The 24,368-nt window shown below is 57.2% G+C and carries 28 protein-coding genes; 11 read left to right on the forward strand and 17 right to left on the reverse strand.

What is annotated here, in order from left to right; translation table 11 throughout:
- Window positions 1-6 precede the first annotated feature (6 nt).
- The 8 genes from flgG to AAHA41_RS06300 all read right to left on the reverse strand — a co-directional run bounded on the left by flgG (window position 7) and on the right by AAHA41_RS06300 (window position 6,665).
- Window positions 7-795 (reverse strand): flagellar basal-body rod protein FlgG, encoded by a 789-nt coding sequence (gene flgG / locus AAHA41_RS06265; protein WP_043850558.1) that lies wholly within the window; start codon window positions 793-795, stop codon window positions 7-9.
- Between the two features lie 14 nt (window positions 796-809).
- Complete coding sequence (flgF, locus tag AAHA41_RS06270) at window positions 810-1,556, reverse strand: flagellar basal-body rod protein FlgF (RefSeq protein ID WP_042033329.1); 747 nt, start codon at window positions 1,554-1,556, stop codon at window positions 810-812.
- Between the two features lie 146 nt (window positions 1,557-1,702).
- On the reverse strand, window positions 1,703-3,070 hold the full coding sequence (flgE, locus tag AAHA41_RS06275; RefSeq protein ID WP_041209852.1) for a flagellar hook protein FlgE: 1,368 nt from the start codon (window positions 3,068-3,070) through the stop codon (window positions 1,703-1,705).
- 10 nt (window positions 3,071-3,080) lie between these two features.
- Window positions 3,081-3,833: a flagellar hook assembly protein FlgD gene (locus tag AAHA41_RS06280; protein WP_041209851.1), complete on the reverse strand. Its 753-nt coding sequence runs from the start codon at window positions 3,831-3,833 to the stop codon at window positions 3,081-3,083.
- 15 nt (window positions 3,834-3,848) lie between these two features.
- The gene (gene flgC / locus AAHA41_RS06285) at window positions 3,849-4,268 is read right to left on the reverse strand and encodes a flagellar basal body rod protein FlgC (protein ID WP_033114356.1); all 420 of its coding nucleotides are present in this window, start codon (window positions 4,266-4,268) and stop codon (window positions 3,849-3,851) included.
- Entirely contained in the window at window positions 4,268-4,669 is a 402-nt protein-coding gene (gene flgB / locus AAHA41_RS06290) for a flagellar basal body rod protein FlgB (protein ID WP_033114355.1), read from the reverse strand. Before flgB ends, flgC begins: the two co-directional genes overlap by 1 nt.
- Before the next feature lie 242 nt (window positions 4,670-4,911).
- Window positions 4,912-5,736 carry a protein-glutamate O-methyltransferase gene (locus AAHA41_RS06295; RefSeq protein WP_323068810.1) on the reverse strand — a complete coding sequence of 275 codons (825 nt, stop codon included), beginning with the start codon at window positions 5,734-5,736 and terminating at the stop codon, window positions 4,912-4,914.
- A 17-nt stretch (window positions 5,737-5,753) separates the two neighbouring features.
- Complete coding sequence (locus tag AAHA41_RS06300; RefSeq protein ID WP_033114353.1) at window positions 5,754-6,665, reverse strand: chemotaxis protein CheV; 912 nt, start codon at window positions 6,663-6,665, stop codon at window positions 5,754-5,756.
- 144 nt (window positions 6,666-6,809) lie between these two features.
- Between AAHA41_RS06300 and flgA the strand changes: the two genes are divergently transcribed.
- From flgA to AAHA41_RS06315, 3 genes are all read left to right on the forward strand, one after another.
- Window positions 6,810-7,493, forward strand: coding sequence for a flagellar basal body P-ring formation chaperone FlgA (gene flgA, locus AAHA41_RS06305; protein WP_081849366.1), 684 nt, complete (start codon window positions 6,810-6,812; stop codon window positions 7,491-7,493).
- A gap of 93 nt (window positions 7,494-7,586) precedes the next feature.
- On the forward strand, window positions 7,587-7,916 hold the full coding sequence (gene flgM / locus AAHA41_RS06310) for a flagellar biosynthesis anti-sigma factor FlgM (RefSeq protein ID WP_033113408.1): 330 nt from the start codon (window positions 7,587-7,589) through the stop codon (window positions 7,914-7,916).
- Window positions 7,913-8,329 (forward strand): flagellar protein FlgN, encoded by a 417-nt coding sequence (locus AAHA41_RS06315; protein ID WP_041209848.1) that lies wholly within the window; start codon window positions 7,913-7,915, stop codon window positions 8,327-8,329. Before flgM ends, AAHA41_RS06315 begins: the two co-directional genes overlap by 4 nt.
- Before the next feature lie 44 nt (window positions 8,330-8,373).
- Here the strand turns inward: AAHA41_RS06315 and yfcE are convergent, their stop codons facing one another.
- Window positions 8,374-8,916 (reverse strand): phosphodiesterase, encoded by a 543-nt coding sequence (gene yfcE, locus AAHA41_RS06320; protein ID WP_323068808.1) that lies wholly within the window; start codon window positions 8,914-8,916, stop codon window positions 8,374-8,376.
- 10 nt (window positions 8,917-8,926) lie between these two features.
- On the reverse strand, window positions 8,927-10,564 hold the full coding sequence (locus AAHA41_RS06325; protein WP_323068807.1) for a peptide ABC transporter substrate-binding protein: 1,638 nt from the start codon (window positions 10,562-10,564) through the stop codon (window positions 8,927-8,929).
- Window positions 10,565-10,720: 156 nt separating this feature from the next.
- Between AAHA41_RS06325 and AAHA41_RS06330 the strand changes: the two genes are divergently transcribed.
- The gene (locus tag AAHA41_RS06330; protein WP_203976816.1) at window positions 10,721-11,620 is read left to right on the forward strand and encodes a DMT family transporter; all 900 of its coding nucleotides are present in this window, start codon (window positions 10,721-10,723) and stop codon (window positions 11,618-11,620) included.
- A 13-nt stretch (window positions 11,621-11,633) separates the two neighbouring features.
- Here the strand turns inward: AAHA41_RS06330 and rsuA are convergent, their stop codons facing one another.
- Complete coding sequence (rsuA, locus tag AAHA41_RS06335) at window positions 11,634-12,326, reverse strand: 16S rRNA pseudouridine(516) synthase RsuA (RefSeq protein ID WP_043850552.1); 693 nt, start codon at window positions 12,324-12,326, stop codon at window positions 11,634-11,636.
- A 166-nt stretch (window positions 12,327-12,492) separates the two neighbouring features.
- On the opposite strand from rsuA, the gene AAHA41_RS06340 reads away from it, so the two are divergent.
- Complete coding sequence (locus AAHA41_RS06340) at window positions 12,493-13,692, forward strand: HD-GYP domain-containing protein (RefSeq protein WP_041209843.1); 1,200 nt, start codon at window positions 12,493-12,495, stop codon at window positions 13,690-13,692.
- Window positions 13,693-13,703: 11 nt separating this feature from the next.
- Here AAHA41_RS06340 and AAHA41_RS06345 read toward each other — a convergent pair whose 3' ends face one another.
- Window positions 13,704-13,892 (reverse strand): hypothetical protein, encoded by a 189-nt coding sequence (locus AAHA41_RS06345; RefSeq protein WP_043850551.1) that lies wholly within the window; start codon window positions 13,890-13,892, stop codon window positions 13,704-13,706.
- Between the two features lie 98 nt (window positions 13,893-13,990).
- Window positions 13,991-14,641 carry a fructose-6-phosphate aldolase gene (gene fsa, locus AAHA41_RS06350; RefSeq protein WP_323068804.1) on the reverse strand — a complete coding sequence of 217 codons (651 nt, stop codon included), beginning with the start codon at window positions 14,639-14,641 and terminating at the stop codon, window positions 13,991-13,993.
- 128 nt (window positions 14,642-14,769) lie between these two features.
- On the opposite strand from fsa, the gene AAHA41_RS06355 reads away from it, so the two are divergent.
- The 5 genes from AAHA41_RS06355 (at window position 14,770) to AAHA41_RS06375 (ending at window position 21,981) form a co-directional block, all read left to right on the forward strand.
- A complete protein-coding gene (locus tag AAHA41_RS06355) occupies window positions 14,770-15,666 on the forward strand; it encodes a glycyl-radical enzyme activating protein (RefSeq protein WP_323068803.1) in 897 nt (298 codons plus the stop codon).
- 52 nt (window positions 15,667-15,718) lie between these two features.
- Window positions 15,719-18,151, forward strand: a complete 2,433-nt coding sequence (locus AAHA41_RS06360) for a formate C-acetyltransferase/glycerol dehydratase family glycyl radical enzyme (RefSeq protein WP_323068802.1) — start codon at window positions 15,719-15,721, stop codon at window positions 18,149-18,151.
- A gap of 93 nt (window positions 18,152-18,244) precedes the next feature.
- On the forward strand, window positions 18,245-18,991 hold the full coding sequence (locus AAHA41_RS06365) for a DNA-binding transcriptional regulator YciT (RefSeq protein WP_043850547.1): 747 nt from the start codon (window positions 18,245-18,247) through the stop codon (window positions 18,989-18,991).
- A 123-nt stretch (window positions 18,992-19,114) separates the two neighbouring features.
- Window positions 19,115-20,008 (forward strand): EamA family transporter, encoded by an 894-nt coding sequence (locus tag AAHA41_RS06370; RefSeq protein ID WP_323068799.1) that lies wholly within the window; start codon window positions 19,115-19,117, stop codon window positions 20,006-20,008.
- Between the two features lie 122 nt (window positions 20,009-20,130).
- Entirely contained in the window at window positions 20,131-21,981 is a 1,851-nt protein-coding gene (locus tag AAHA41_RS06375; RefSeq protein ID WP_323068798.1) for an extracellular solute-binding protein, read from the forward strand.
- A gap of 96 nt (window positions 21,982-22,077) precedes the next feature.
- On the opposite strand, the gene AAHA41_RS06380 is transcribed toward AAHA41_RS06375, so the two are convergent.
- Window positions 22,078-22,470: a DUF2750 domain-containing protein gene (locus tag AAHA41_RS06380; RefSeq protein WP_071911694.1), complete on the reverse strand. Its 393-nt coding sequence runs from the start codon at window positions 22,468-22,470 to the stop codon at window positions 22,078-22,080.
- 159 nt (window positions 22,471-22,629) lie between these two features.
- Complete coding sequence (locus AAHA41_RS06385) at window positions 22,630-23,184, reverse strand: hypothetical protein (RefSeq protein ID WP_323068797.1); 555 nt, start codon at window positions 23,182-23,184, stop codon at window positions 22,630-22,632.
- Between the two features lie 245 nt (window positions 23,185-23,429).
- On the opposite strand from AAHA41_RS06385, the gene AAHA41_RS06390 reads away from it, so the two are divergent.
- Entirely contained in the window at window positions 23,430-23,678 is a 249-nt protein-coding gene (locus AAHA41_RS06390; RefSeq protein WP_033113423.1) for a TIGR02647 family protein, read from the forward strand.
- Here AAHA41_RS06390 and AAHA41_RS06395 read toward each other — a convergent pair.
- Together AAHA41_RS06395 and AAHA41_RS06400 are read right to left on the reverse strand one after the other, a co-directional pair.
- Complete coding sequence (locus tag AAHA41_RS06395) at window positions 23,665-23,898, reverse strand: hypothetical protein (RefSeq protein ID WP_225628434.1); 234 nt, start codon at window positions 23,896-23,898, stop codon at window positions 23,665-23,667. The genes AAHA41_RS06390 and AAHA41_RS06395 overlap by 14 nt on opposite strands.
- 164 nt (window positions 23,899-24,062) lie before the next feature.
- The gene (locus AAHA41_RS06400) at window positions 24,063-24,272 is read right to left on the reverse strand and encodes a cold-shock protein (protein WP_005302803.1); all 210 of its coding nucleotides are present in this window, start codon (window positions 24,270-24,272) and stop codon (window positions 24,063-24,065) included.
- Between the last annotated feature and the right edge of the window lie 96 nt (window positions 24,273-24,368).

Here is a 24,368-nt window from a genome sequence, read left to right on the forward strand (position 1 = left end):
TCCTACTTAGGTACGCTGGATAAGGAAGGACATCATGCCGTCCACCGCCGAGATAACCTTGGAGTTCATCTCGTAGACCCGCTGGGCCTGGATCAGGTTCACCAGCTCCTCGGTCACGTTGACGTTGGAGGTCTCCAGCATCCCCTGTTTCACCACACCCATACCGTCGGCACCCGCAGTCCCCTGAATGGCCGCGCCACTGGACTGGGTTTCCACAAACATGTTCTCCCCCATCGGCTGCAGGCCGCTGGCGTTGACGAAATCGGACAGAGTGATCTGACCGACCACCTGAGATGCGCCATCTCCCTTGAGCTGGACAGAGACCTGGCCATCTTCGCCAACCGTCACGCTCTGGGCATTTTCTGGGATCTGGATCTCCGGTTGCAGCGTGTAACCGTTGCCGGGAGTAACGATGGTCCCTTCGCTGTTCAGGGTAAATTGACCGTTGCGGGTGTAGGCAGAGCTGCCATCCGGCAACTGAACTTCAAAGTAACCGCGACCACTGATCATCAGATCCAGAGAGTTATCTGTGGTTTGCACGTTACCTTGGCTGTGATCTTTCTGAGTCGCCACCACTTTGGCACCGGCCCCCAGCATCAAGCCTGAGGGTCGTTCGGTATCAGCCGAGGAGCGGCCACCGGGCTGGTTGATGTTCTGATAAAGCAGATCTTCAAAGATGGCCCGCGACTTTTTAAAGCCCACGGTGCTGGCGTTCGCCAGGTTGTTCGAGGTAACCGAAATATTGGTCTGCTGAGCATCCAACCCGGTCTTGCTGATCCAGAGTGCAGGATTCATAGGTAACTCCTTGATTAGCTGATACGCAGCAGCTGGGTTTGGGCCTCGTCATTCTCTTCGGCCGTTTTCATTAATTTGATCTGGGTTTCGAACTGGCGCTGCAGCTGAATGAGGTTGGTCATCTCATCCACCACATTGACGTTGCTACCTTCCAGAGAGCCGGCGATCAGACCGACAGCCGCTGAGGCTGGCTCATTTTGGCCGTCCTTGCGGCGAAACAGGCCATCGGTTCCCTTCTCTACCGCATTGGCAGCCGGGTTAACCAGCTTGATCCGCTGAAAATCCTCAGACAGGTTGGCCGCCGCACCTTCGGGACGCCCGCTGATGGTGCCATCACGGTTAATCTCAAGCTTCTCCATCGGCATCGGCAACACGATGGGTTGGCCACCATCATCCACCACGTTCAGACCGGTTGAGGTCTGCAGATTGCCAGTCGCATTCACCTGCAAATTACCCATGCGGGTATAGGCCTCGCCCCCCTTGGGGTCCTGCACTGCAATCCAGCCCGGGCCATCAACAGCCACGTCAAGATCCCGACCTGTTGTCATCAACATGCCATGCTGCAAGTTCTGACCGGGACGCTCCGTCATGGCAAATACCCGGCTGGGCAAGCCTTCCCCAAAGGCCTGCATGCTGCGGGCCTGCTCGAAGTCGGACTTGAAGCCGGTGGTATTGGCGTTGGCGAGATTGTTACTGCGAATAGCCAGGCTATTCATGTTCTCTTTGGCCCCGGACATGGCGATGTAAAGCAGGTGATCCATGGGATTCTCCGTCAAACAGATGACTCTGATGAGGGAACTGCAATTTGAGTGCCAACAGGAAAAATTGGAGGGATATTGCGGGGAGCCTAGAGTCAGAAATACAGAGGGGGACATCAGTCCCCCCTCTTAAATGGTCAGTAGATCAATTAACGGATCTGCAGGATGGTCTGTTGCAGCGAGCTGTTGACCTCCAGGGAACGGGAGTTAGCCTGGAAGTTACGCTGGGCGGTGATCAAATCCACCAGCTCTGAGGTCAAATCCACGTTGGATTGTTCCAGCGCCGAGGACTTGATGGTACCGAATGTGCCCGAGTTGGGGGTACCCGGTAAGGCATCGCCAGAGAGCAGTGATTGCCGCCAGGAAGTATCGCCCACCTGAGTCAACCCTTGCGAGTTGGCAAACTTGGCCATAGCAACCATAGCAACCTTGATGGTGGTAGCGTTGCTATAGGTAGCAGAGACAATCCCATCTGGAGTGATCTCAACCTTGGTCAAACGACCGACGGTCGAACCATCCTGTGACAGCTTGTTGACTTCAAACGGTGACGCATACTGGGTCACCGTGCCAAACGAAATATCAACCTGCTGAGTAGGATCTGCACCGTTAGTGATAATACCGGCGCCAGCAGGGGGCGCGACACCCAACTGCTCTGTCTTGATGGTTGCCGGAACTGTCGGTGTGATCATTTTGCCATCAGCACCAAACGTAATCTGTGCGCCCAGCGGGGCCTGGTTCAAGCCCGCAGCCATAGTAGGCGCCGCACCACCAACGATATCGATCGGTTTATCTCCTTGATACAGATACATCCGCCAAGAAGTAGGGGTGGTCGGCTTGCCCGGGTTTGCTGGATCAGCTTCTTTGACAAAATACTGGGTTATTGTATGAGGCTCCCCCAACGAGTCATAAATCACTACAGAAGTCGATGATGAATAGGTCTTTGAGTCCTTCGGATCAAATGTTGATGCTGGACCACCACCAAAACCGGATGGTAATGGGGCGGCCGTAGACGGCAGGTTAAAACTAGCGTCAATTTTACTAGTCTTCACCGGCTCACCTGCACGGTCTGGAATCTGGATCGGCTTGGTTGCATTGATACTGACGGCCTTTGGAGTACCATCTGCGTTTATTTCATATCCCTGCAGGTAATGGCCCTGATTATTCACCATATAGCTGTTTTCATTGAGCTTGAAAGCACCTGCACGGGTATAGGTTCGGTCCAGATTGGTAAGACCATCGGAAGTCACAAAGAAACCGTTACCCTGGATCGCCAGATCCAGCGCATTACTGGTGAATTGCAGCGCTCCTTGGTGGAACTGCTGCGCAACAGCACCGGTTGCTACACCGTTACCAACCTGAGTTTTCGCATTGACAAAAATGGAGTTGGCGTAAACATCCGCAAACTCGGCTCGGGACTCTTTAAAGCCCATGGTATTCACGTTGGCAATGTTATTGGCGGTGACGTTCAAGTCTTTTTGTGCCGCGTTGACACCGCTTAAAGCATTGTTAAATGACATATCCAGCTCCTTAGATCGATGATGTCGACGTGGTCTTGGATGACGTTGTCTTGGTGGACGTGCTCGTCTGATTTGAATTAATTCCTGACACCTGTAGGATGTTGTTTAAATACTCTCCACCCAGCCCCTTCAAATTGAGCCGAGTCGGGCTTGTGGCGGTACCCAAGGCAACACTTTCCACCTTGCCATAAGCAAAAGTGGTAATACTTTCCGACTTGCCATCGAGATTGCCACTGGCCTTAAGCACATATTTACCTGATGGGGCACGCTTACCATCTTTATCTGTTCCATCCCAAGCAATCTCGACGTTACCCATCTGATCACCTTCAAGGGGAAACTCTTTGATAACCTGCCCTTTCTCGTCTTCGACAGTAATTTTGACGCTTGCATACTTGTTAGTCGTACCAACCGCAACAACCCCAGACAAAGAACCTTCCTTATCCAAAAAACCGGTACTGCTTTGCAGCAACACATTCTGTCCAACCAGAGAAGAAGCTTGCAGAGCCTGACTGGAAATCATCTGCTCATTTAGCTTGCCCATCTGGGTAGACAAACTGCTAATACCCTCCGAGGTGGACATAGACGCCATCTGAGAAAGCATCTGGGCATTATCAACAGGCTTGAAAGGATCCTGATACGAGAGCTGCATCGTCAGCAATTTCAGAAATGAAGCCTGATCCAGCTCCTTCTTTGGCGCTGTTGTCGTACCATTTGTCTGAGTGGACGCATAGTTAACGCCACTCACACCGTTTGCATTGGCCATGTTGCCTTCCCCCTATCAGGACTTGCCAAGATTCAGCGTCTGCTGAAGCATTTTCTTGGCCGAGTCTGCAACCTGAACGTTCGTTTGATAGCTGCGCGAGGCATTGATCATGTCCGCCATCTCTTCCACCATGTTGACGTTCGGCTTGAAAATGAAGCCATCCTTGTCCGCCATTGGATGATTGGGGTTGTACTCCTTGAGCAATGGAGCCTTGCTCTCGACAATGCCTTTCACCTCTACCCCAACCGAACCCTGATTATCAGACATAGCCTGATCGAGCTGAGCGGCAAAGATTGGCCGCCGGGCATGGTAAGTTTTTTCCACACTGGAGCTAACGCTATCTGCGTTGGCCATATTGCTGGCAACAGTGTTGAGCCGCACGGTCTGCGCGCTCATGGCAGAGCCTGCGATATCAAAAACCTTGAACAAACTCATCACTGTTCTCCTTTCAGCGCCTTGAGCAGGCCACTGATCTTGCTATTCATGAATTCAAGGGAGGTCTGATACTCAAGGCTGTTACGCAGAAACTCGGTGCGCTCCTGCTGCACATCCACCGTATTGCCGTCTCCGGTATCAGGCTGCAACGGGTTGCGATATTGAACCGAACCAGGGGCATCCATATTCAAGGCAAAGTGTTTTTCGCTGGTGGTCGCCAGACCAAACCCCTGTTGTTGGTGCTGTGCATCCTGCAATGCCTGTGCAAAGTCGATATCTCTGGCCTTGTAGCCTGGGGTATCGGCATTGGCAATATTGCTGGAGAGCACTTCTGCACGCTTGGCACGGACCCCCAGCGTGTATTGATGAACACCAAATGCCTTGTCGAATGAAAGAGCCATAGCTCACCTCCTGCTTGATACTGTTTCCAAGCAAGAGCTATGCCACAAACAACTGGTAATGAAAGGTAAGCAAGGAAGGGGTTGCATCATCAGAAAGCACGGAACACACCAATAAACAGGCTGACGATGGAAGATCCACGCACAGAGGGCTTCTAGCATAAATAAAGAGGGAGGCATTGTGCCTCCCTCTGGGGTGAGATTGCCGCTATTCTGTCAATCCAGCTGGAGTGCGGATTGAAGGCCTATTTCACCTTGTAAACAATCCCCGGATTGCAACGGATCATATCGAATCGATCAGTCAAACCGGCCAGTGACTCTGATGCCCCCAGCATCAGATATCCTCCCGGATTGAGGCTTGCAGCAAACTGATTGAGGATCTTTGACTTAACTTCCGGAGCAAAATAAATCAGCACGTTACGACAGAAAATAATGTCAAATTTACCGAGCAAGCTATAGCTTTCCAGTAAATTCAAGGGACGGAACGTGGTCAATTTTCTGACTCGTTCCACCACCCGCATTTTATTGTCACCGTAGGGTTCAAAGAACATCTTCTTGCGCTCAGGTGACAAGCCCCGTGCCAAAGCAAGGCTATCGTAGACACCCTCTTTGCACTGGTTGAGCATGGTGGTCGAAATATCCGTCCCTACGATCTGTACACCACCAGGCAAAGTGCCGGGCTTTTTCATTTGCTGCTCCAGCGCCGTCATGGCAATGGAGTATGGCTCCTGACCAGATGATGACGCCGCAGACCAAATTTTGACGGGGCGGCCACTTTTACCCAGTTCAGGGAAAATCTTGTCAGTCAGCAACTGGAACGGATAGGTGTCACGAAACCAGAGAGTCTCGTTGGTTGTCATGGCATCTACCACTGCCATTTTCAGGTCACGCTCTCGCACACTCATTGCACGGGTAACCAGGTCAGACAGACTCTCGATGCCAAACTGAGCCATCAAAGGTGAAAGACGGCTCTTCACCAGATACTGTTTGTTATCACCCAGCACGATTCCGCTCTGAACTGCCAGAAAGTTGCTGAACTGTTTGTATAAGTCGTCCGAAAGTGTCTTCATGCAGCTGTTCTTCTTTATTAGAGTGCGTTTTGTACGGCCTTGGCCAATTCATCCGGTTGGAACTTGGCGATAAAATTGTTGGCCCCCACTTTCTGCACCATTGCCTGGTTGAATACTCCACTGAGGGATGTGTGCAGAATAACATGCAAATCTTTGAGGTTGGGATTATTGCGGATCTCGGCAGTGAAGGTGTAACCATCCATCTCCGGCATCTCGATATCCGAAATGACGAGAGCAATCTGCTCTTTGATAGGGCCATTCTTGGTCATCTCAAGCAGCATGTTCAATGCTTCACGACCATCTTTTGCCAATACACACTCGACCCCGATAGCCTCAAGTGCACGCTGAACCTGCTTGCGAGCAACCGATGAGTCATCAGCTACCAGCACAGGGCGTCCGAGAGTGGGGTGTTCAACACTTGCTTCAACCAGCTCCTGACTAACTTCGGTGGAGACCGGAGAGATCTCGTTGAGAATGCGTTCAACGTCGAGGATTTCAACCAACTCACCATCCACTTCGGTGACAGCCGTCATGTAGTTGATACGGCCTGCACCCTTCGGCGGCGGTAGAATTGATTCCCAGTTCATGTTGATGATGCGCTCGACCGAGTGGACCAAAAATCCCTGAATGGAGCGGTTGTACTCGGAGATAATAATGAAGCACTTGCTCAGGTCTTCAATGGGACGTTTGCCCATCGCCATGCTCAGGTCAATAACCGAAATAGTCTGACCCCGAATATGCGCTACCCCGCGAATGCAGGAGTTCAACTTGGGCATCACAGTCAAGGGAGGACACTGCAACACTTCACGCACTTTGAATACGTTGATGCCAAATCTTTGACGTCCATTGAGACGAAACAACAACAATTCCAGCCGGTTTTGTCCCACTAGCTGGGTACGTTGGTTGACCGAGTCCAGGATACTGGCCATAAACACTCCCTAAAAACGCTTGGCATTAATCATGCATGCGTGATGGATTGCGTCAGACTATCGATGAGACAACGAACAGATTCTGAAGCAATCATAGTTAAATATGGTGATATGCGTGAACAACTTATCGACCAACGAGCAAAAATGATTAACCGACTTTTACTCATCAGCCTCTTTTTTGGCAGCATCTCTTCCAGCCACGCCTCGGACGTCACCACCTATTTGCAAGAAAAAGCACAAGAGTTCGTGTTTAACCAGCTCGAGGTGCCATTAGATGCCAGGGCTGAAGTAACGGCGGCAACCCTTGATGAGCGACTTCCATTGACCCGCTGCGACGATCTATTGACCATAAGCTTACCTGGAAAAATGGAAATTCGCCGTAATACAACAGTTTACCTGAAATGTGAGGAAGACAAACCCTGGGATGTCTATCTTCCGGTACGAGTGAGCATTCAAAAGCCATATGTGACTGTCAACACTCCGATTGCCAAAGGCGACCTATTGAGTGAAAGCCAGCTGCAACTGGGCTATCAGGATCAGACGCTGATCCGCGGCGACTACCTGACTGACATGAGCATGCTGGTCGGCGTACGCAGCAAACGAGAAATCAAACCGGGGCAACCAATCCGTTTGAGTCAGGTGTGTGTAGTATGCAAAGGTGATCAGGTCACTCTGACAGCCGAAAATAGCAGCTTCCAGATCAAAACCATGGCCCGAGCCTTGCAAGATGGCAGCTTCGGAGAGATCATCAAGCTTGTTAATATTCGCTCCGGAAAAACTGTCGAAGGAAAAGTCAGTGCAGTCGGTGCCGTAACGGTCGCTTTTTAAATGTCGGGTTTATCACCAACTTTTTTCTAAAGTTTTGACCTGCCGCACCGATAAACAGGTAAGCAAACCTTAAAGCAGACGAAGGTAACTCAAATGGCCATCAACAATATCAACAACTTGGCGAATAATCGGTTGCAAAACACCGTTAGCAGCCAAGGGACAGGCAGCAAGTCAGTCACATCTTCTTCGCCAGAGCCCGAAAATAAAGCGGCTGCAGTCAAGCTGGACTCCGTCTCCTTGACCAGTGAGGCCCAACAATTGCAAAAGATGCAGCAGAATCTCAATACGGCCTCTACCGGCAACGAAAGCAAGGTCGAGCGGCTCAAGAAAGCCGTTGCCAGTGGCGAATATCAGGTGAACAGCGAAGCTGTGGCCAAGAAGATGTTCAGCTTTGAGACCAATCTGGACAAAGTTCTCGGATGATGGATCTGCCTTCGTTACTGCACACCCAGGATGAACACCTCAGCCAGATGCAAAGCATTCTGGAGGAGGAGTTCTCCTTGCTCGAAAAGCATCAGGCACTGGCCCTGCCCGAACTCACCGAGCGAAAACAGCTGCTGCTTGCTGAAATAGAGAGTCTGGATAAGCAGCTGGCCCAATTGCCTGAGTTGGCTCAGCAACTGGCGGCTTATCCTGACGAAATGACCCGGATCCGGGAAAAACTGGATGCCTGTCAAGAACAAAACGACCTCAACGGTCGACTGCTGGAGCTCAGTATTGTCTCCAATCGCCGTCTGGCGAGCTTTCTGAGCCAGCTGCGCGATCGCAACAGCCTCACCTACGACGCCAAGGGCAATACCCGCTCAGGCACCCGCTCCTTCGGTATCAAGGCCTGACTCTCGACGAGTCGGGCCTTGCCACTTTCTGCAATCAATAAGACCTACAGCGCCAGTCGCAGTAATTCTCGCCCGTCGACACAATTCTTGACGCTCAGGACTCCCGCCTCATAGCAGCCATAACTGGCCGGCAGTTCACCGCGTGGAAAACAGATGGAGCCAGGATTCATCAAGATCTGGTCTCCCTGCCGCTCCAGTACCGGAACATGGCTATGGCCGCTCAAAAATACACTGTCCGCAGGCAGTTGCACCTCATCGGGGCGGTAGAGATGCCCGTGGCTCATAAACCAGCGGCGCCCATCAACCAGCAGCTGGTTGTAAGGGGCTGTGATGGGAAACGCGAGCAGCATCTGATCCACTTCGGAATCGCAATTTCCCCGCACCGCCATGATATAGGGGGCCAGCTCGTTGAGCCGCTCGGCAACTGCAGCCGGGTTGTATCCTTCAGGTACGGGATTACGAGGGCCGTGGTTGAGCAGATCGCCGAGCAACAGGTAGTGGTCGGGCTGCCAGGTGTCCAGCCGTGACAGCACCTGACCCAGTGCAGTGATGCTGCCGTGAATGTCGGAAATAATGGCAAGTTTCATTAGGTGCTCCTTACAGCGGGCCGAAATAGAGATCCTTGGTGGCAATCGTCCCTTTCAGATTCTGGCTGGGCAGCCCGTGCAAAGTGGGATCAACCAATCGCATCTGGTTGTAATGATACACGGGGATGATGGGCGCCTCTTCCATCAGCAGCTGTTCGGCATGCTGATAGAGTGCAACCCTGCTCTTCTCATCCAGAGTGCTGGCAGCCTGTTCCAGCAACAGATCAAAATCGGGATTGCAGTAACCGCTTTCGTTGCGCAGATCCTGGCAGCGGAAACTGTTCAGCATGGCCGAGGGCTCGACGTAATCACCGAACAGAAAGCTTCTTGCCACCAGAAAATCACCGCTATCCTTGGCGACCTGATAGTTGTTCCACTCCAGATTGTTGAGCGTGACCTCAACCCCCAACTGACGCCACATACCGGCAATCAAGGTGGCAATCTTCTTGTGGGTATCAGCCGTGTTGTAGGTAATGCTAAGCCTGAGTGGATGAGCACTGCTGTAACCGGCAGCGGTCAGCAATGCAACGGCCCTGGCCTGGCGGGTCATCTGGTCCTCCAGTGCAACAGGGAGAGAGAGGTGGGAGTAACCCGGCATATCAGGCACCAGAGACCAGGCCGCCAGCTCCTCCTGACCGATCACCGACTTGGCCAACTGATAGCGGTCGATGGCAATGGAGAGCGCCTGGCGCACCCGCACATCCTGCAACTCGGGGCGGCGCATATTGAAGGTGTAGAGATAGGTGCCCAGCAACGGCGATCCCCAGACTCGCAGCGGATCGCTCTGCTTCATTTTCTGGTAATAGTCGGGCGATACCCGGTTGGTCAGCTGTATTTCGCCCGCTTCATAACGCAAGCGCTCGGCATGTTGTGAAGCGATGGGCAGGTAAGTGACACGCTGAATGCGGGTATGGCGATCATTCCAGTAATTGCTGTTGCGCTCCGCTTCAAGCCGCTCGTTGGTCACCCGGTTTGCCAAGCGGTAAGCACCATTGCTTACCAGCTTGCCGGGCTCGGTCCACTGCTTGCCAAAACGAACGATAGCCTGCTGATTGACCGGCACGAATGGCAGCTGGCTGATGAGCTGCAGGAAATAGGGCACCGGTCGTTCCAGAGTAACTTTCAGGATCTGGGCGCTCTGCGCCTCGACCCCGAGATTGGCGGGCTCCAGCGCACCGGCATAGATGGACTGGGCATTGTTGATCCCGGCAGTCAGCAGCAAGGTCGCCGAGGGGGAGCCGAGGGCAGGATCAAGCAGCCGGCGCCAGGCGTAGACAAAGTCATCGGCAACCAGCGGATCACCATTGGACCACTTCAACTGGGGGCGCAGGAAAAACCGCCACTCGAGGCCATCTTCACTCACTTCCCAACGCGCAGCCTGGGCAGGAACAATGCGTCCCTGGCCATCCTCGCTAACCAGACCTTCAAAGAGATCCACCAGCACCTCTTCCCCGGGAAAACCGCTGCGCATCAGCGCCGGATCCAGAGAGTCGGGTTCACCGCCATTGCCCTTGACCAGCACCTGCCGATCCGACAAGCGGGGCGCCATCTCCACCGTAGTGGCGTATACCGGCGGCAACGCCAGTACACCGAGCAAAAGCGGGGAAAGCCAGCGTTGCGCCAGCCGGGGGAAGAGACCATACCTCATGACAAAACCTCGAATAAAACCACTGCAGGAGGGGAAGGCCGACGGCGCGCCTGATGAATGCCTGATGCCGCCCTTGTTATCCCCGAAAACGCCCCGTATTGTATCGGGCTTGCCCCGGAGATGGAGTCTTTAGGGTTAATTTTTTCGGGAGTTTTTATGGGTTATGAGTGGCTGGCTCTCGCATCGGCCAGTTTATGGGCAGTTGCCGCCCTGATTTCGGTCAAACCAGCCCGCCATCTGGGCCCGTTTGCCTATAGCCGCTGGCGGATGTTTCTGGTCAGCCTGATGCTTGGCAGCATCAGTCTGCTGACTGGCGGCTGGCACACCCTCTCCGGCAGCGCCCTCCCGCTGCTCGCCCTGTCCGGACTGATCGGCATCTTTATCGGCGATACCGCGCTCTACGCCTGCATGAACCGGCTCGGCCCGCGGCGCAGCGGTTTGCTCTTCTCCTGCCATGCCCTCTTCTCTGCCCTGCTCGGACTCTGGATCTTCAACGAACAGTTGACCGGCTCACGACTGACTGGTGCCCTGCTGGTCTTTGCCGGCGTCATGCTGGCCATTCTGTTTGGTCGACGCAGCAGTGGCAGTGAATGGGAGCGGATACGGGGAAGTCTGGCTATCGGTGTGGCGCTTGGCCTCACCGCCGCCCTCTGTCAGAGTCTGGGCGCCATCATCGCCAAGCCAGTAATGATGAGCGGCAACGTCGATGCGGTGAGTGCATCGGGAGTCAGGATGGTCAGTGCCCTGCTGGCCCACTGCGCATTGCGGCTGACAGGATTGCCGCTGACCCGAGCATTTCGTCCCATCAACCGTCAAATCTTCGGCATGATCGCCATCAACGGCTTTCTGGCCATGGCACTCGGGATGACGCTGATCCTGCTCGCATTGCGACACGGCGACGTGGGAATGGTGGCGATCCTCTCCTCCACCACGCCGGTCATCCTGCTGCCGCTCTTGTGGTGGCACTCGGGGGAACGGCCTTCGGCGGCGGCATGGTGCGGAACCCTGCTCGCCACACTGGGCACAGTGCTGGTACTGGGTGCCAGTGGCCACTGACACCCGGGAGGATTTAGAAGAGAGCAATCTCGTCTGCGGTGAGTTCACGGTACTCGCCGGGTGCCAGATCTGCATCCAGCGCCAAGCCACCGACCTGCTCGCGGTGCAGACCCACCACCTTGTTGCCGATGGCGGCAAACATCCGCTTCACCTGATGGTACTTGCCCTCATGAATGGTGAGACGCGCCTCGCACTCCCCCAGTAACTCCAGCTGGGCGGGGCGAGTCTTCTCGGTTTCACTGCGCAACAGCACACCTTCGGCAAAGAGGGCGATGGCATCCGGGCTCACCGGATCGGCCAGCCAGACGTGATAGGTCTTGGCACACTCGTGGCGGGGAGAAGTGATGCGATGGGACCACTGGCCATCATCGGTCACCAGCACCAGTCCGGTGGTGTCGAGGTCAAGGCGCCCCACCACGTGCAACTTGCCCATGGAGGGCTCATCCATCAGGAAGAAGACGGTCGGATGATCGGGATCCTCGTTGGAGCAGACATATCCTTCGGGTTTGTGCAGCATGAAGTAGCGATTGCGGCGATCCAGAGTGAGAGTGACGCCGTCGAACTCGATCTGGCTCTCTTCATTGATGTGAAACGCCGGCTGCTTGACCACGATGCCATCCACCATGACCTCCCCCTGACGGATCAGTTTGCCAGCGAGCGAACGGGTCAAATCGGAACAGTCGCACAGAAATTTATCAAGCCGCATTCACAACCTCGGAGTCCAAAAAGTAAAGGGGCAACATTATATCTGGCGGGGGCGACAACGCCACTGTTAACGGGCGGCCAATTGTGACGAAGTGGCCATCCAATGTTACACTGCGCTATGACCCATCACGGGCGATACTCATAATAATAAATCTCGGGAAGCCGCCATGAAGTCTCAAGCATCCTATCCTGTCATCCCCGTCAATCAGCTGAAACCCGGCATGTATGTCATCGCTATTGCCAGTCAGACCGGCGGAATGGAAATTGCCCAGATGGGGTTGGTCACCACTCAGGGACAAATTGCCAATCTGGTTCGTCAGGGTGTTCTCACGGTGCGGATCGATCTCTCCCGCAGCAAGCTGGGTCATGCCGAGAGCGAAGCGGTCGCGTCGCCCGAACTTGGCAACGGCAGCGATCAGGCCAGACGCCGGGTCAGTGCCAACGGTGAGGGCAAGGAGCTCAAGATCCGCCGCCTCTATCAGGAAGCACGCGAGCTGCAAGGCAAGTTCATCAGCCATCTCAAGGCGGGCGAGCCCATCGATATCACGCCGCTGGCCGAAGTCGCCGAAGAGATGGTAGACACCATGTTTACCCACGGCGACGCCATGCTCTGTCTGGCCCGCATCCGCGCCAAGGATGCCTACCTGATGGAGCACTCCATGAACGTCGCCATCCTGCTGGCCAACTTTGGCCGCTATCTGGGGCTGGAGCGCAGCGTGCTCAAGGAGCTGACGCTCGGGGGCTTGCTGCACGATGTGGGCAAGATCATGACGCCCGACGAGGTGCTCAACAAACCGGGCAAGCTGACCGATGAGGAGTTCGCCATCATGCGCCAGCATGTAGTGCACAGCTACGAGATCCTGAGCAACACTCCCGGCATAACCCCCACCATGCTGGAAGTAGCCGCCAATCACCACGAGCGGCTCGATGGCACCGGTTATCCACAGCGGCTCAAAGGCGACCAACTCTCGCTCTATACCCGCATGAGCGGCATTGTCGATGTCTATGATGCCATCACTGCAGATCGGGTCTACAAGGCGGGGATGCAACCGACCCAGGCGTTTCGTATCCTGCTCAAGGGGCTGCACAGTCACTTCGATGCCGAGCTGGTCACCAAGTTCATCAAATGCATGGGGGTCTATCCGGTGGGTACGCTGGTGCAGCTGTCAAACCAGCGGCTGGCCATTGTCATGCAACGCAATCAGCAGGAACCACTCAAGCCGGTGGTCAAGGTGATCTATCACGCGACCCAGCGCCACTACCTTGATGTGCAGTGGCTGGATCTCGCCAAAAACGGGGTTCAGGAAACCATCGAGAACACGGTTGATCCCAAGGAGTTTGGCATCAATCTGGCCAACTTCGTCTAAATCCGCTCCGTCTAGCCCGACTCGCCTTCTCGCCGCCGCTCGGCGCAATGCTGGATGAGAAACTCCTCATCCAGTGGCGACAAATCAAAACGGATACACGCCTCTTCGATGGCTCGAATATCGTGTTGATGGTGCTCGCTGAGCCAGCGCACGGCGCGGCGCAGATCTTCACCATGGGGCAGCAGGGAGTGGTCGCTCATGGGGCACCTCCGGTCAGCCATCGACACCAGCCCGTCACATCGGGCTCTCCTTTATAGCTTAGCCCTCTGCCACCCCGTCATCTTGCCTTCAATCAGGCTCAGGCAAATGCCTGTTGCCAATCCTGATCGAATTTCGCCAGCGCCGCGTCCACCGCCGGCACTCTCAGCAGCTGCTCGGCCACGTCGAGCGGCAGAGTGATGGACTGGCAGCCCGCCAGCAGGCAGTCGAGCGCCTGGCGGGGCGTGCGGAACGACGCCGCCAGCACCTTGCTGCCCGGAACATGCAGCGCCAGCAGTTGCTGCAGCTCCTGCACGGTGGCGATGCCGTCGCCCCCCTGCGCATCCAGCCGGTTGACGTAAGGCGCCACATACTCAGCCCCCGCTACCGCCGCCAGCCAACCCTGCAGCGGGGTATAGACCGCCGTCCCCAGCGTCGGCACCCCGTTGGCCGTCAGGGTCTTGATGGCCGCCAATCCCTCTTCACATACCGGGATCTTGATCACCAGATCGCGGTCCAGTTCACGCAGGGAAAACGCCTCGCGCACCATCTCGGTCTCGGTCTTGGCCATCACCTGGGCAAACAGCCGTGCCTTGGGCCCAAGCACCTCCCGCAAGGCGGGCAGCAACTCGGTCAGCGGCATGCCGCCTGCCGCAGCAATAGACGGATTGGTGGTAACGCCAGCCAGCGGCAGGATCCGTGACCAGCGGCGCACCGCAGCCACATCGGCAGTATCGAGATAAAGCTCCATCTCTGACTCCTTAAAGGGATGTTCGATCTATCGCCATTTTAGCCAGATAACATCCGCAATTTAGTTGATCAAAATCAAATCAACTTTCGAACGAAAGCAAATAGAATACAAATACAAAAGGAGGCGGTATGATTTTCGACCTGCAACGATATTCAACTCACGATGGCCCCGGCATTCGCACCCTGGTATTTCTCAAGGGGTGCTCGCTGGCCTGTCGCTGGTGTCAAAACCCGGAAAGCCGCGCTCCCAAGCCGGACATACTACTCGACCGGCGCCAATGCATCGAGGGATGCCGGCTCTGCAGCGATGCCTGTCCGGCAATCTTGCGTGACAGCCAGGGTGTCCAGCTCGTCCGCTCAGCCCTCGGCAATCAGGATGTGGAACGGCTGCGCGGCCTCTGCCCGAGCGAAGCGCTGCAGGTGTGCGGCCGGGAGGAGAGCCTGGACACCCTGATGGCCACCATCTTGCGGGATCGCCCCTTCTTCGAACGCAGCGGCGGCGGAGTCACCCTCTCCGGCGGCGAGCCCTTCATGCAGCCCGAATTTGCTGCCGATCTGCTGGCCCGCTGCAAGGCCGAGGGGCTGCATACCGCAGTGGAAAGTTGCCTGCACGTGCCCTGGCACCAGATTGAGCCAAGCCTCCCCCATCTCGACTTGCTGCTGGCGGATCTCAAGCATGTGGATGAGGAGCGCTTCTTCGACTGGACCCGCGGCAAGGTAGCCCTGCCCCTGGCCAACCTCAAGCGTCTGGCCGAGCGCGACGTGGCCATGCAGATCAGGGTGCCGCTCATCCCCGGCTTCAATGCCGACCGCGCATCCATAGAGGCCATCACCCAAGCTGCCGCCAACCTTGGCACTGTGCAGGAGATCCACTTTCTCCCCTACCACACCCTGGGCGCAGGCAAGTACGCCCTGCTCGACCAACCCTATCAGGCCCCCCCGCAACCGCTCGATGACCCGGCACTGCTCGCCTTTGCCCATGAGTGTGCCCGTGCGCAGGGGCTTACCCCGCTCACCCGGGGCTAGCAGCACCCCATGACATCAGCCACTCACTGCCCAATGACCAGAGGATAAGACCATGACCCAGCTCGACCTCACTACCCTGCCCCCGCGGATCCGTGCCCACAAGGAGAGCCTGATCCACATCGTCCAACCGCCGGTCTGCACCGAGCGCGCCCGTCACTACACCGAGGCCTATCAGGCCCATCTGGCCCGGCCGCTGCCGGTGCGCCGCGCCCTGGCGCTGGCCCACCACCTCAAGGAGCGCACCATCTGGATCAAGCACGACGAGCTCATCGTCGGCAACCAGGCCAGTCAGGTGCGGGCGGCGCCGCTCTTTCCCGAATACACGGTGGGCTGGATCGAGAAGGAGATCGACGAGCTGGCTGACCGCCCCGGTGCCGGCTTTGCGGTGAGCATGAGAGACAAGCAGATCATCCACACCCTCACTCCCTTCTGGCGCGGCCAGACGGTGCAGGATCGCTGCTACGGCCTCTTTACCGATGAACAGAAGGGGCTGCTGGAGAGCGGCATCATCAAGGCCGAGGGCAACATGACCTCGGGGGATGCTCACCTCGCGGTAAATTACGAGCAACTGCTTGCCCTCGGTCTCGATGGCCTCAAGGCCAAGGTAGCCGAGCGGCGTGGTCGGCTCGATCTGGCTGACTGGGCCGATTTGCAACGCGAACAGTTTTTGCAAGCCGTCGCCATCACCTTCGATGCCGTCAGCCTGCACATCGAACGCTACGCCGCACTGGCCCGCGACATGGCAGCACAGGAATCGCGCCCCGAGCGCCGCAGTGAACTTGAGACCATCGCGCTCAACTGCGCCCACATCGCCCACCAGCCCCCCGAGACCTTCTGGCAGGCGCTGCAGCTCTGCTACTTCATCCAGCTCATCCTGCAGATCGAGTCCAATGGCCACTCGGTGTCGTTTGGCCGGATGGACCAGTACCTCTACCCCTGGTATCGCCGAGAGGTGGAATTGTCGGAATCCCTGCCGCGCACACGCGCCATCGAACTGCTGCAAGGGTGCTGGCTCAAGCTGCTGGAGGTGAACAAGATCCGCTCCGGCACCCACTCCAAGGCATCCGCCGGCAGCCCGCTCTATCAGAACGTCACCATCGGCGGCCAGAACTGGCAGGGGGGCAAAGCCCATGACGCGGTCAACGGTCTCTCCTACGCGATTCTGGAGTCCTGTGGCCAGTTGCGGTCGACCCAGCCCAACCTCTCGGTGCGCTACCACGCCGGCATGAGCGAGGATTTTCTCGGCGCCTGCATTCAGGTGATCCGCTGCGGCTTTGGCATGCCCGCCTTCAACAACGACGAGGTGGTGATCCCCGAGTTCATCAAGCTCGGGGTAAGTGAGGAGGATGCCCACCACTACGCCGCCATCGGCTGCATCGAGACCGCAGTACCCGGCAAGTGGGGCTATCGCTGCACCGGCATGAGCTTTATCAACTTCGCCCGCATCCTGCTGGCGGCGCTCGATGGTGGCCGCGACGCCACCACTGGCAAGGTCTTTTTGCCTCAGCCCCAGTCGCTGCGGGACGGCACGTTCGGCCACTTCGACGAGGTGATGGCCCGCTGGGACGAGCAGGTGCGCTACTTCACCCGCAAATCCATCGAGATCGACTGCGTGGTCGACAGCGTGCTGGAGGCTCAAGCCCACGACATCCTCTGCAGCGCGCTGGTGGATGACTGCATCGAGCGCGGCAAGACCATCAAGCAGGGGGGCGCCGTCTATGACTGGGTCTCCGGCCTGCAGGTGGGGATCGCCAACCTGGGCAACAGTCTGGCAGCACTGAAGAAACTGGTGTTCGAACAGGGGGTGGTAGATCAGAGTGAACTGGCCGAAGCACTCGAGCAGGATTTTGCCGGGGTCAAAGGCGAGCAACTGCGCATGCGCCTCACCAATGCAGCCCCCAAATATGGCAACGATCTGGACGAGGTAGATATGCTGCTGGTACAGGCCTACCAGAGCTACATCGACGAGCTCAAGGGGCTGCACAACACCCGTTTCGGCCGCGGTCCCATCGGCGGCACCTACTATGCGGGCACCTCCTCCATCTCGGCCAACGTGCCCTTCGGTGCGGCCACCATGGCCACCCCGGATGGCCGCCACGCCCGTACGCCGCTGGCGGAAGGGGCCAGCCCCTCGTCGGGTTCGGATCGTCTCGGCCCCACGGCGGTGTTCAACTCCCTTGGCAAGCTGCCCACGGCGGCCATCCTCGGCGGCGTGCTGCTCAACCAGAAGCTGAGCCCGGCCAGCCTTGAAAACGAGCGGGACAAGGCCAAGCTGATGAGCCTGCTGCGCACCTTCTTCGAGGTACACAAGGGGTGGCACGTGCAGTACAACATCGTCTCGCGGGAAACCCTGCTGGCGGCCAAGGCCCATCCCGATCAGTACCGGGATCTGGTAGTGCGGGTGGCGGGTTACTCGGCCTTCTTCACAGCCTTATCCCCCGATGCGCAAGATGATATCATCGCCCGAACCGAGCACAGTCTCTGACGGGCCCCACCAGGGGCAGCTGTGCCCCTTATATGACCGGCAAGCCACCCGCGGGGTGGCTTGCCGCTATCCACTGTCAACCAGCGAGGTCCCATGAACCCACGCCACCAACTGATCCTCACCCTGGTCCATCAGGCCCGCAAGATGAGCGTGAGCGAGCTATCCCAACGTACCGGGGTCTCGGAGGTGACGGTGCGCAACGACCTGACCGCTCTCGAAAAGCAGGGGCTGCTCAAGCGGGTGCACGGCTCGGCCATGGCGCTGGAGAGCGACGACCCCGATGCCCGGATGAACATTAACTACCTGCTCAAGGAGCGCCTCGCCGAGCGGGCCGCCCAGCTGGTGGAGGATGGCGAGACGGTCTTTATCGAGGGGGGCAGCGCCAACGCCCTGCTGGCCCGCCATCTGGCCCAGCACAAGCGGGTCACCATCATCACCATCAGCAGCTACATCGCTCACCTGCTGCGCGATACCCAGGCTCAGGTAGTGCTGCTCGGCGGCCTGTTCCAGCATCAGAGCGAGAGCGTGGTGGGACCGCTGACGCGCCTCTGCATCGAGCAGGTGCACTTCTCCAAGGCCTTCATCGGGGTGGACGGCTTTCATCCCGAGATGGGCTTCACCGGCCGAGACATGATGCGCGCCGACGTGGTCAATAGCGTGCTGGCCAAGGGGGTGACCAATGTGGTCATCACCGACAGCAGCAAGTTCGGCGCCATCCACCCGAGCCCGCTCGGTACGCCGGGCCAGATCGGCGTGCTGGTCACCGACGACGCCCTGCCCGCCCCCATGCGAGCCACCCTGGCTGCGCGTGGCATCACAGTGCACTGCGTCGCCGCCTGAATCGCACCTTGCCCCCCCGTTGCCAGGCCGCTATCCCGTCCCGAGGCTTGACTGAGCCCACCGAGGCTGGGGTATGCTCGTCCTCTTTTGGCCTCTCCCGGGCCACGAACCGAAGGACGCCGCATGCACATCAAGGACAAGTTTCTGGCCGCTCTGGTCATCCTCTGCTGGGGGCTCAACTTCGTCGCCATCAAGTGGGGGTTGGAGGGCATTCCCCCGTTGCTGCTGGGGGCGCTGCGCTTCGTCGGTGTGGTCTTTCCCGCCATCTTGCTGGTCCCCAGACCCGCCATGCCCTGGCGCTGGCTGCTGGCCTATGGCGGTGCCATCAGTCTGGGCCAGTTCTCCTTTCTGTTCTGCGCCATGAAGTTCGGCATGCCGGCGGGCATGGCCTCACTGGTACTGCAATCCCAGGTGGTGTTCACCCTGCTGTTCGCCATGATCTGGCTGGGTGAGCGCTGGCAACCTCACCACTGGGTAGCCCTGCCGCTGGCGGGGGCCGGCCTCTATCTCATCGCCACCCATGGCGAAGGCAATCTCACTCTGCTCGGCTTTGTGCTGACCCTCTGCGCGGCCGCCTGCTGGGGCCTTGGCAACGTCATCAATCGCCAGATCGGGCTGCACTACCAAACCACGCTGCCGAGCCTTATCGCCTGGGGCGGAGTGGTGCCCATCCTCCCCTTCTTCGCACTCTCCTGGCTGTTCGAGGGGCCGGAGCTGATGGCCAGCAGCCTGCTCAATATCAGCTGGCAGGGTTTCCTGTGCGTGCTCTATCTCTCCTTTGTCGCCACCTGGCTCGGCTACGGCCTGTGGGGGCGGCTGCTGATGCGCTATCCGGTAGCACAGGTGGCTCCCCTCTCCCTGCTGGTGCCCTGTGTCGGCATGGTGGCGGCAGCCCTGCTGCTGGACGAGCATCCCACTGCGTTGCAGTGGCTGGGCTCTGCTCTGGTGCTACTCGGCTTCGTGGTACATCTGCTGGGTGGTCGGCTGCGCTGGTTCAAACCTCAGACCGCCGCCTGATCCGTTATTTGCCCGCCGCCATTGACCGGGGCGAGGAAAATTTCCATGATGAGCCAGCCCCCAACGGGGCTGAAGTCACCATCTGGTGACCTGCAGGACGCAGCTATCAGGAGAGCAAGGATATGCCATCGACATTCACCGCCGGATCCCGGATCATCCCGCGCCTTCTTCGCACCAGTGCCATCACCCTGACCCTCTGTTTGAGTCACTACGGCTGGAGCGCCACCCTGCCAGCCGATTTGAAGTGGGAGAGCAACAACACGGATCCCGTTTACGCGGATCCTGCTGCCAAACGGGGGGGGACATTCCGCGACTTCGTCACCAGTTTCCCCCTCACCCTGCGCAAGTTCGGGCCCGACTCCAACGGGGCGTTTGCCGCCTATGTCAGGGAGACCAACCTGCCGCTGCTGGCCACTCACCCAATTACCGGCAACCCCATGCCGATGCTGGCGAGTGAATGGGCTTTCGGCTCCGACAACAAGACCCTCTATTTTCGCATCAACCCGAAAGCTCGCTGGTCGGACGGCCAACCGGTTACCGCCGATGACTGGGTGTTTACCCTCAAGATGATGCGCAGCAAGGAGATAAACGATCCCTGGTACAACAATTACTACAGTACCCAGATTGTCGATGTGACCCGCTTTGACGACCACACCCTCTCCATTACCAGCGGCACCGCAAAGAGTCGCCAGGATCTGCTGGAGTCACTGCCCATCAGCCCGGAGCCAAGCCATGCCATCAAGCTCACCAGCAATTGGGTCAAGGAGTACAACTGGAAGGTGCTGCCGGTCACCGGCCCCTACCAGATCGACGAGGTGAAGAAGGGCAAGTCGGTCACTTTCAAACGGGTCAAGGATTGGTGGGGCGATGACGAGCGCTACTTCCGGCACCGCTTCAATCCCGCACGACTCGAGATCAAGGTGATCAGGGATCAGAACATCGCCTGGCAGCACTTCCTGCGCGGCGAACTCGATACCTTCCCGCTGGTGATGCCCAACTGGTGGCATGACAAGAGCAAAACGCCGGAGTTCGAGAAGGGCTATATCGAGCGGCTCTGGTTCTACAACCAGACCCCGCAATCCCCCACGGGCCTCTATCTCAACACCGCCGATCCGCTGCTGAGCAATCTCGATGTGCGGCTCGGCATCCAGCACGCCCTCAATATCGACAAGATGCTCACCACCCTGCTGCGCGGGGATTATCAGCGCCTCAACAGCTACGGCGCGGGTCAGGGAGATTTTACCAACACCGATCTCAAGGCCCGCCCCTTCGATCCGAAACTGGCGCGCACCTACTTTGCCAAGGCGGGTTTCACCTCCGCCGGCCCTGACGGCATTTTGCAAAACGGCAAGGAAGAACCGCTTACCCTGACCATCACCTACACCACGGCAGAGCACGCCCAGCGTCTGACCCTGCTGCGGGAAGAGGCCAAGAAGGCGGGACTCAACTTGGAGCTCAACCTGATGGACGCCTCGGCTGGCTTCAAGTCGATGCTGGAGAAAAAGCACCAGAGTGCCTGGATGGCCTGGAGTGCTGGTCGCTACCCCGCCTACTGGGAGCACTTTCACAAGATCAATGCCCACAAACCGCAAACCAACAACATCATGAACATCGATGACGAGGCGATGACCGCCTTGGTAGAGCAGTACGACAAGGCTTTCGATTTTGGCAAAAAGGCCGAGCTGTCGCGCCAGATCCAGCAGCGGCTCTATGAGCTGGCCAGCTTCGTGCCCACCTATCAGGTGCCCTACACCCGTGATGGGGCCTGGCGCTGGATAAAACTGCCCATGGTGCCCGCAACACCCAAGAGCGAGTTGCTCCACTGGCCCCTCGATGGCGGCAACAGTGGTTACAGCTATGGCGGTCTGTTCTGGATCGACGAACAGGTAAAAAGTGAAACGCTGGAGGCTATCAAGAGCGGGCAAAGCTTCCCTCCCGTTACTCAGGTCGATACCCGCTTCAAGCAGCCCTGAGCCAGCGGCAGATACAAAAAGACCCCGCACGCTGGCGGGGTCTTTTTTTGCAACCGGTTTTTTGCAGCCTCAGTTGCTCGCGTCAAGCTGGGGCAGTTAGCCGCGCTTGGCCTGCTTCTGGGCAATAGCGTCAGCGATGTCGGCCGGCTCCAGCACAATGCCTTCCTGATCCGGAGTCGGGAACACGGCGACGCACAGTTCGTCCTGCTCCATGCCGTCGATCCAGCGCTCCAGCCACACCTTGAGGGTGATGGACTGCGGCTTGCACTCGGCCCACTCCCCTTCGGCCCACGCCTTGGCGTATTCCGGGTGCGGCCATACCGGGATGCAATCTTCATCATCGGTAGTCAGCATCATGACGCCGTGCTCGTCGGTCAGTACAAACAGCTCTTCATGCTCGACCAGCTTGCTGATGAAGTGATCGTAACGGTAGTCAGCGTTCAGTTGCAGCGCGGCATTGCGCTCGGTGTCGCTCAATTCATAGCTCATTGGCCAAGTCTCTCTCAATCGATAAAGGGCGCCATGTTCACATCTTGTGGTCAGCTTGTCCAGCCTGCCGCCCCCTGACGCCAGACGGGGGAACCGAAACGCCCATAAGGATAGAGCAGGGAGCCGGATAAAAAAGCCAGGCTCGCCACATTGGCCGAATTAAAACGCCGGGGTGATCAGCTCCACATCCGGCGTTTCACTCAGTTTTTGCCGCAGCCAGTAGGCTGACTCGACCTCGACAAAGCAGAGCTGATCCCGACCACTCGCCGCCGCACTCATCAACTGCTCGAAGCGGAGTTGCTGCTGGGCCAGCCAGGCTGTCGCCAGTTTGACGCCGTGCGCTTCATCGACCACCTCGCGGCGCAGCTCGAACAGGTTGTCACTGATGGGACTATTGATTTTGGCCGCACTGTGCCAATACATCTGCAGATTCTCCATCATCTCGGCATCGTAGTTGGCCAGGGCATCCAGCTCGGCAGTCGCCCCCTCCTTACCGGTGGCAAAATCGCACCAGCCGGTATCGAGACTTGCCAGTTCACGGGCCTGAGCCCCTTTGGCATGCTTGCGCAGTTGGGCAATATCGCTCCCCTTGCGGGCAGGCAACCACAGATCACCCTCATGACTCTCCAGCAAGGAGGTCAACAGCGAGACGGGGTAGACCGGAAAACCGGCAGAGTGTGAATGCAGCAGGGATACCAGAGTGATCTTGACCATGAGCAATACCTTGAACTGGGCGAACAGTCGCAAGCGAACCGTCCGGTTAACAGGAGGGCTCTATCCTATCACGTTTGGCCTGGTGAGGGGCTTGTAGGAAGAAGTGGCAACCATCTGATTACGCCCAAAAAAACAGCACTCGGCAGGGTATGGCAGAGACAAAGACCAATAGTTTGAACCAGCGCCCACTAAAGTGGATCCGGGAGTGCTAGTTTGCATACATCTTTAGCGTAAGGAGTAGATCCATGATTGGTATCGATCAGATTTCTGATGACGTAATAAACCAGTTGAAGATACTGGCATGCTTTGATCCGGCCAACATGAGCCTGGGGATCAAATTACGCAGCGATATGTCTGAAGAGCTGTGCCAGGCAGCGGTTCGCCTGCACCAGCAGGGGCTCATCAGTGCCGAAGATGGCGGCTACCTCACCCCGTTTGGCATGACCATGGTAGAGCATCTGCAGCACCTGCTGGTCGCACTCAAACCGCTTTGACCGGCTGGGGAGCCCACAGCGAAAAGTTGAGCAGCTCCCAGCGCTCTCCCTGATGGAGATGACAGGCAAACAGCAAAGGACCTTCGGGTCCTTTTACTTTGCCATCGACCAGCCACTCTGACTCCCTGTCGGGGATCAGGCGGGCCTCAATTTCGTCCGGTTGCCGCTCTTCACCTAGCCGCACATGGACAAACTGCTGACAGACCCGCTCTGCCTCCATAGCTGCCTGTACCGGCACGGGCTCATCCACAATCGGGGTCAATGCAGTCAGGAGCAACAGGGTCTGGAACATGATTCACACACCGTATGAGTCAGGAACAAAGGCCATATAAACAAAAAGCCGTGGTACCAGAGGCACCACGGCTTTCTTAAATTCTGTAAGAATTACAGAGCAGTTACGTTCTCAGCCTGCGGGCCTTTCTGACCTTGGGTCACAGAGAACTGTACGCGCTGACCTTCAGCCAGGGTACGGAAACCGTTACCTTGAATGGCGCTGAAGTGAACGAAAACGTCCGGGCCGTTTTCTTGCTGGATGAAGCCAAAACCTTTGGTTTCGTTGAAAAACTTAACGGTACCGGTGATCATGTTAGACATATCTTTAAACCTGTATTCAAAATAATTACTTATGCTTTTCAGCGGGTAAAGCTCAAAAAACGGGATTAATTTATGAACAACAGGAAAAGATGTAAA

Origin of the sequence: Aeromonas sp. SER (genome assembly GCF_038739615.1) — a bacterium.
Lineage (GTDB): Bacteria > Pseudomonadota > Gammaproteobacteria > Enterobacterales > Aeromonadaceae > Aeromonas > Aeromonas jandaei.

What these genes read in the sequence shown, in the direction of transcription:
- flgG (WP_043850558.1), bottom strand. Translation starts at nt 795, where the DNA reads ATGAATCCTGCACTCTGGATCAGCAAGACCGGGTTGGATGCTCAGCAG.
- flgF (WP_042033329.1), bottom strand. Translation starts at nt 1,556, where the DNA reads ATGGATCACCTGCTTTACATCGCCATGTCCGGGGCCAAAGAGAACATG.
- flgE (WP_041209852.1), bottom strand. Translation starts at nt 3,070, where the DNA reads ATGTCATTTAACAATGCTTTAAGCGGTGTCAACGCGGCACAAAAAGAC.
- AAHA41_RS06280 (WP_041209851.1), bottom strand. Translation starts at nt 3,833, where the DNA reads ATGGCCAATGCAAACGGTGTGAGTGGCGTTAACTATGCGTCCACTCAG.
- flgC (WP_033114356.1), bottom strand. Translation starts at nt 4,268, where the DNA reads ATGAGTTTGTTCAAGGTTTTTGATATCGCAGGCTCTGCCATGAGCGCG.
- flgB (WP_033114355.1), bottom strand. Translation starts at nt 4,669, where the DNA reads ATGGCTCTTTCATTCGACAAGGCATTTGGTGTTCATCAATACACGCTG.
- AAHA41_RS06295 (WP_323068810.1), bottom strand. Translation starts at nt 5,736, where the DNA reads ATGAAGACACTTTCGGACGACTTATACAAACAGTTCAGCAACTTTCTG.
- AAHA41_RS06300 (WP_033114353.1), bottom strand. Translation starts at nt 6,665, where the DNA reads ATGGCCAGTATCCTGGACTCGGTCAACCAACGTACCCAGCTAGTGGGA.
- flgA (WP_081849366.1), top strand. Translation starts at nt 6,810, where the DNA reads ATGATTAACCGACTTTTACTCATCAGCCTCTTTTTTGGCAGCATCTCT.
- flgM (WP_033113408.1), top strand. Translation starts at nt 7,587, where the DNA reads ATGGCCATCAACAATATCAACAACTTGGCGAATAATCGGTTGCAAAAC.
- AAHA41_RS06315 (WP_041209848.1), top strand. Translation starts at nt 7,913, where the DNA reads ATGATGGATCTGCCTTCGTTACTGCACACCCAGGATGAACACCTCAGC.
- yfcE (WP_323068808.1), bottom strand. Translation starts at nt 8,916, where the DNA reads ATGAAACTTGCCATTATTTCCGACATTCACGGCAGCATCACTGCACTG.
- AAHA41_RS06325 (WP_323068807.1), bottom strand. Translation starts at nt 10,564, where the DNA reads ATGAGGTATGGTCTCTTCCCCCGGCTGGCGCAACGCTGGCTTTCCCCG.
- AAHA41_RS06330 (WP_203976816.1), top strand. Translation starts at nt 10,721, where the DNA reads ATGGGTTATGAGTGGCTGGCTCTCGCATCGGCCAGTTTATGGGCAGTT.
- rsuA (WP_043850552.1), bottom strand. Translation starts at nt 12,326, where the DNA reads ATGCGGCTTGATAAATTTCTGTGCGACTGTTCCGATTTGACCCGTTCG.
- AAHA41_RS06340 (WP_041209843.1), top strand. Translation starts at nt 12,493, where the DNA reads ATGAAGTCTCAAGCATCCTATCCTGTCATCCCCGTCAATCAGCTGAAA.
- AAHA41_RS06345 (WP_043850551.1), bottom strand. Translation starts at nt 13,892, where the DNA reads ATGAGCGACCACTCCCTGCTGCCCCATGGTGAAGATCTGCGCCGCGCC.
- fsa (WP_323068804.1), bottom strand. Translation starts at nt 14,641, where the DNA reads ATGGAGCTTTATCTCGATACTGCCGATGTGGCTGCGGTGCGCCGCTGG.
- AAHA41_RS06355 (WP_323068803.1), top strand. Translation starts at nt 14,770, where the DNA reads ATGATTTTCGACCTGCAACGATATTCAACTCACGATGGCCCCGGCATT.
- AAHA41_RS06360 (WP_323068802.1), top strand. Translation starts at nt 15,719, where the DNA reads ATGACCCAGCTCGACCTCACTACCCTGCCCCCGCGGATCCGTGCCCAC.
- AAHA41_RS06365 (WP_043850547.1), top strand. Translation starts at nt 18,245, where the DNA reads ATGAACCCACGCCACCAACTGATCCTCACCCTGGTCCATCAGGCCCGC.
- AAHA41_RS06370 (WP_323068799.1), top strand. Translation starts at nt 19,115, where the DNA reads ATGCACATCAAGGACAAGTTTCTGGCCGCTCTGGTCATCCTCTGCTGG.
- AAHA41_RS06375 (WP_323068798.1), top strand. Translation starts at nt 20,131, where the DNA reads ATGCCATCGACATTCACCGCCGGATCCCGGATCATCCCGCGCCTTCTT.
- AAHA41_RS06380 (WP_071911694.1), bottom strand. Translation starts at nt 22,470, where the DNA reads ATGAGCTATGAATTGAGCGACACCGAGCGCAATGCCGCGCTGCAACTG.
- AAHA41_RS06385 (WP_323068797.1), bottom strand. Translation starts at nt 23,184, where the DNA reads ATGGTCAAGATCACTCTGGTATCCCTGCTGCATTCACACTCTGCCGGT.
- AAHA41_RS06390 (WP_033113423.1), top strand. Translation starts at nt 23,430, where the DNA reads ATGATTGGTATCGATCAGATTTCTGATGACGTAATAAACCAGTTGAAG.
- AAHA41_RS06395 (WP_225628434.1), bottom strand. Translation starts at nt 23,898, where the DNA reads ATGGAGGCAGAGCGGGTCTGTCAGCAGTTTGTCCATGTGCGGCTAGGT.
- AAHA41_RS06400 (WP_005302803.1), bottom strand. Translation starts at nt 24,272, where the DNA reads ATGTCTAACATGATCACCGGTACCGTTAAGTTTTTCAACGAAACCAAA.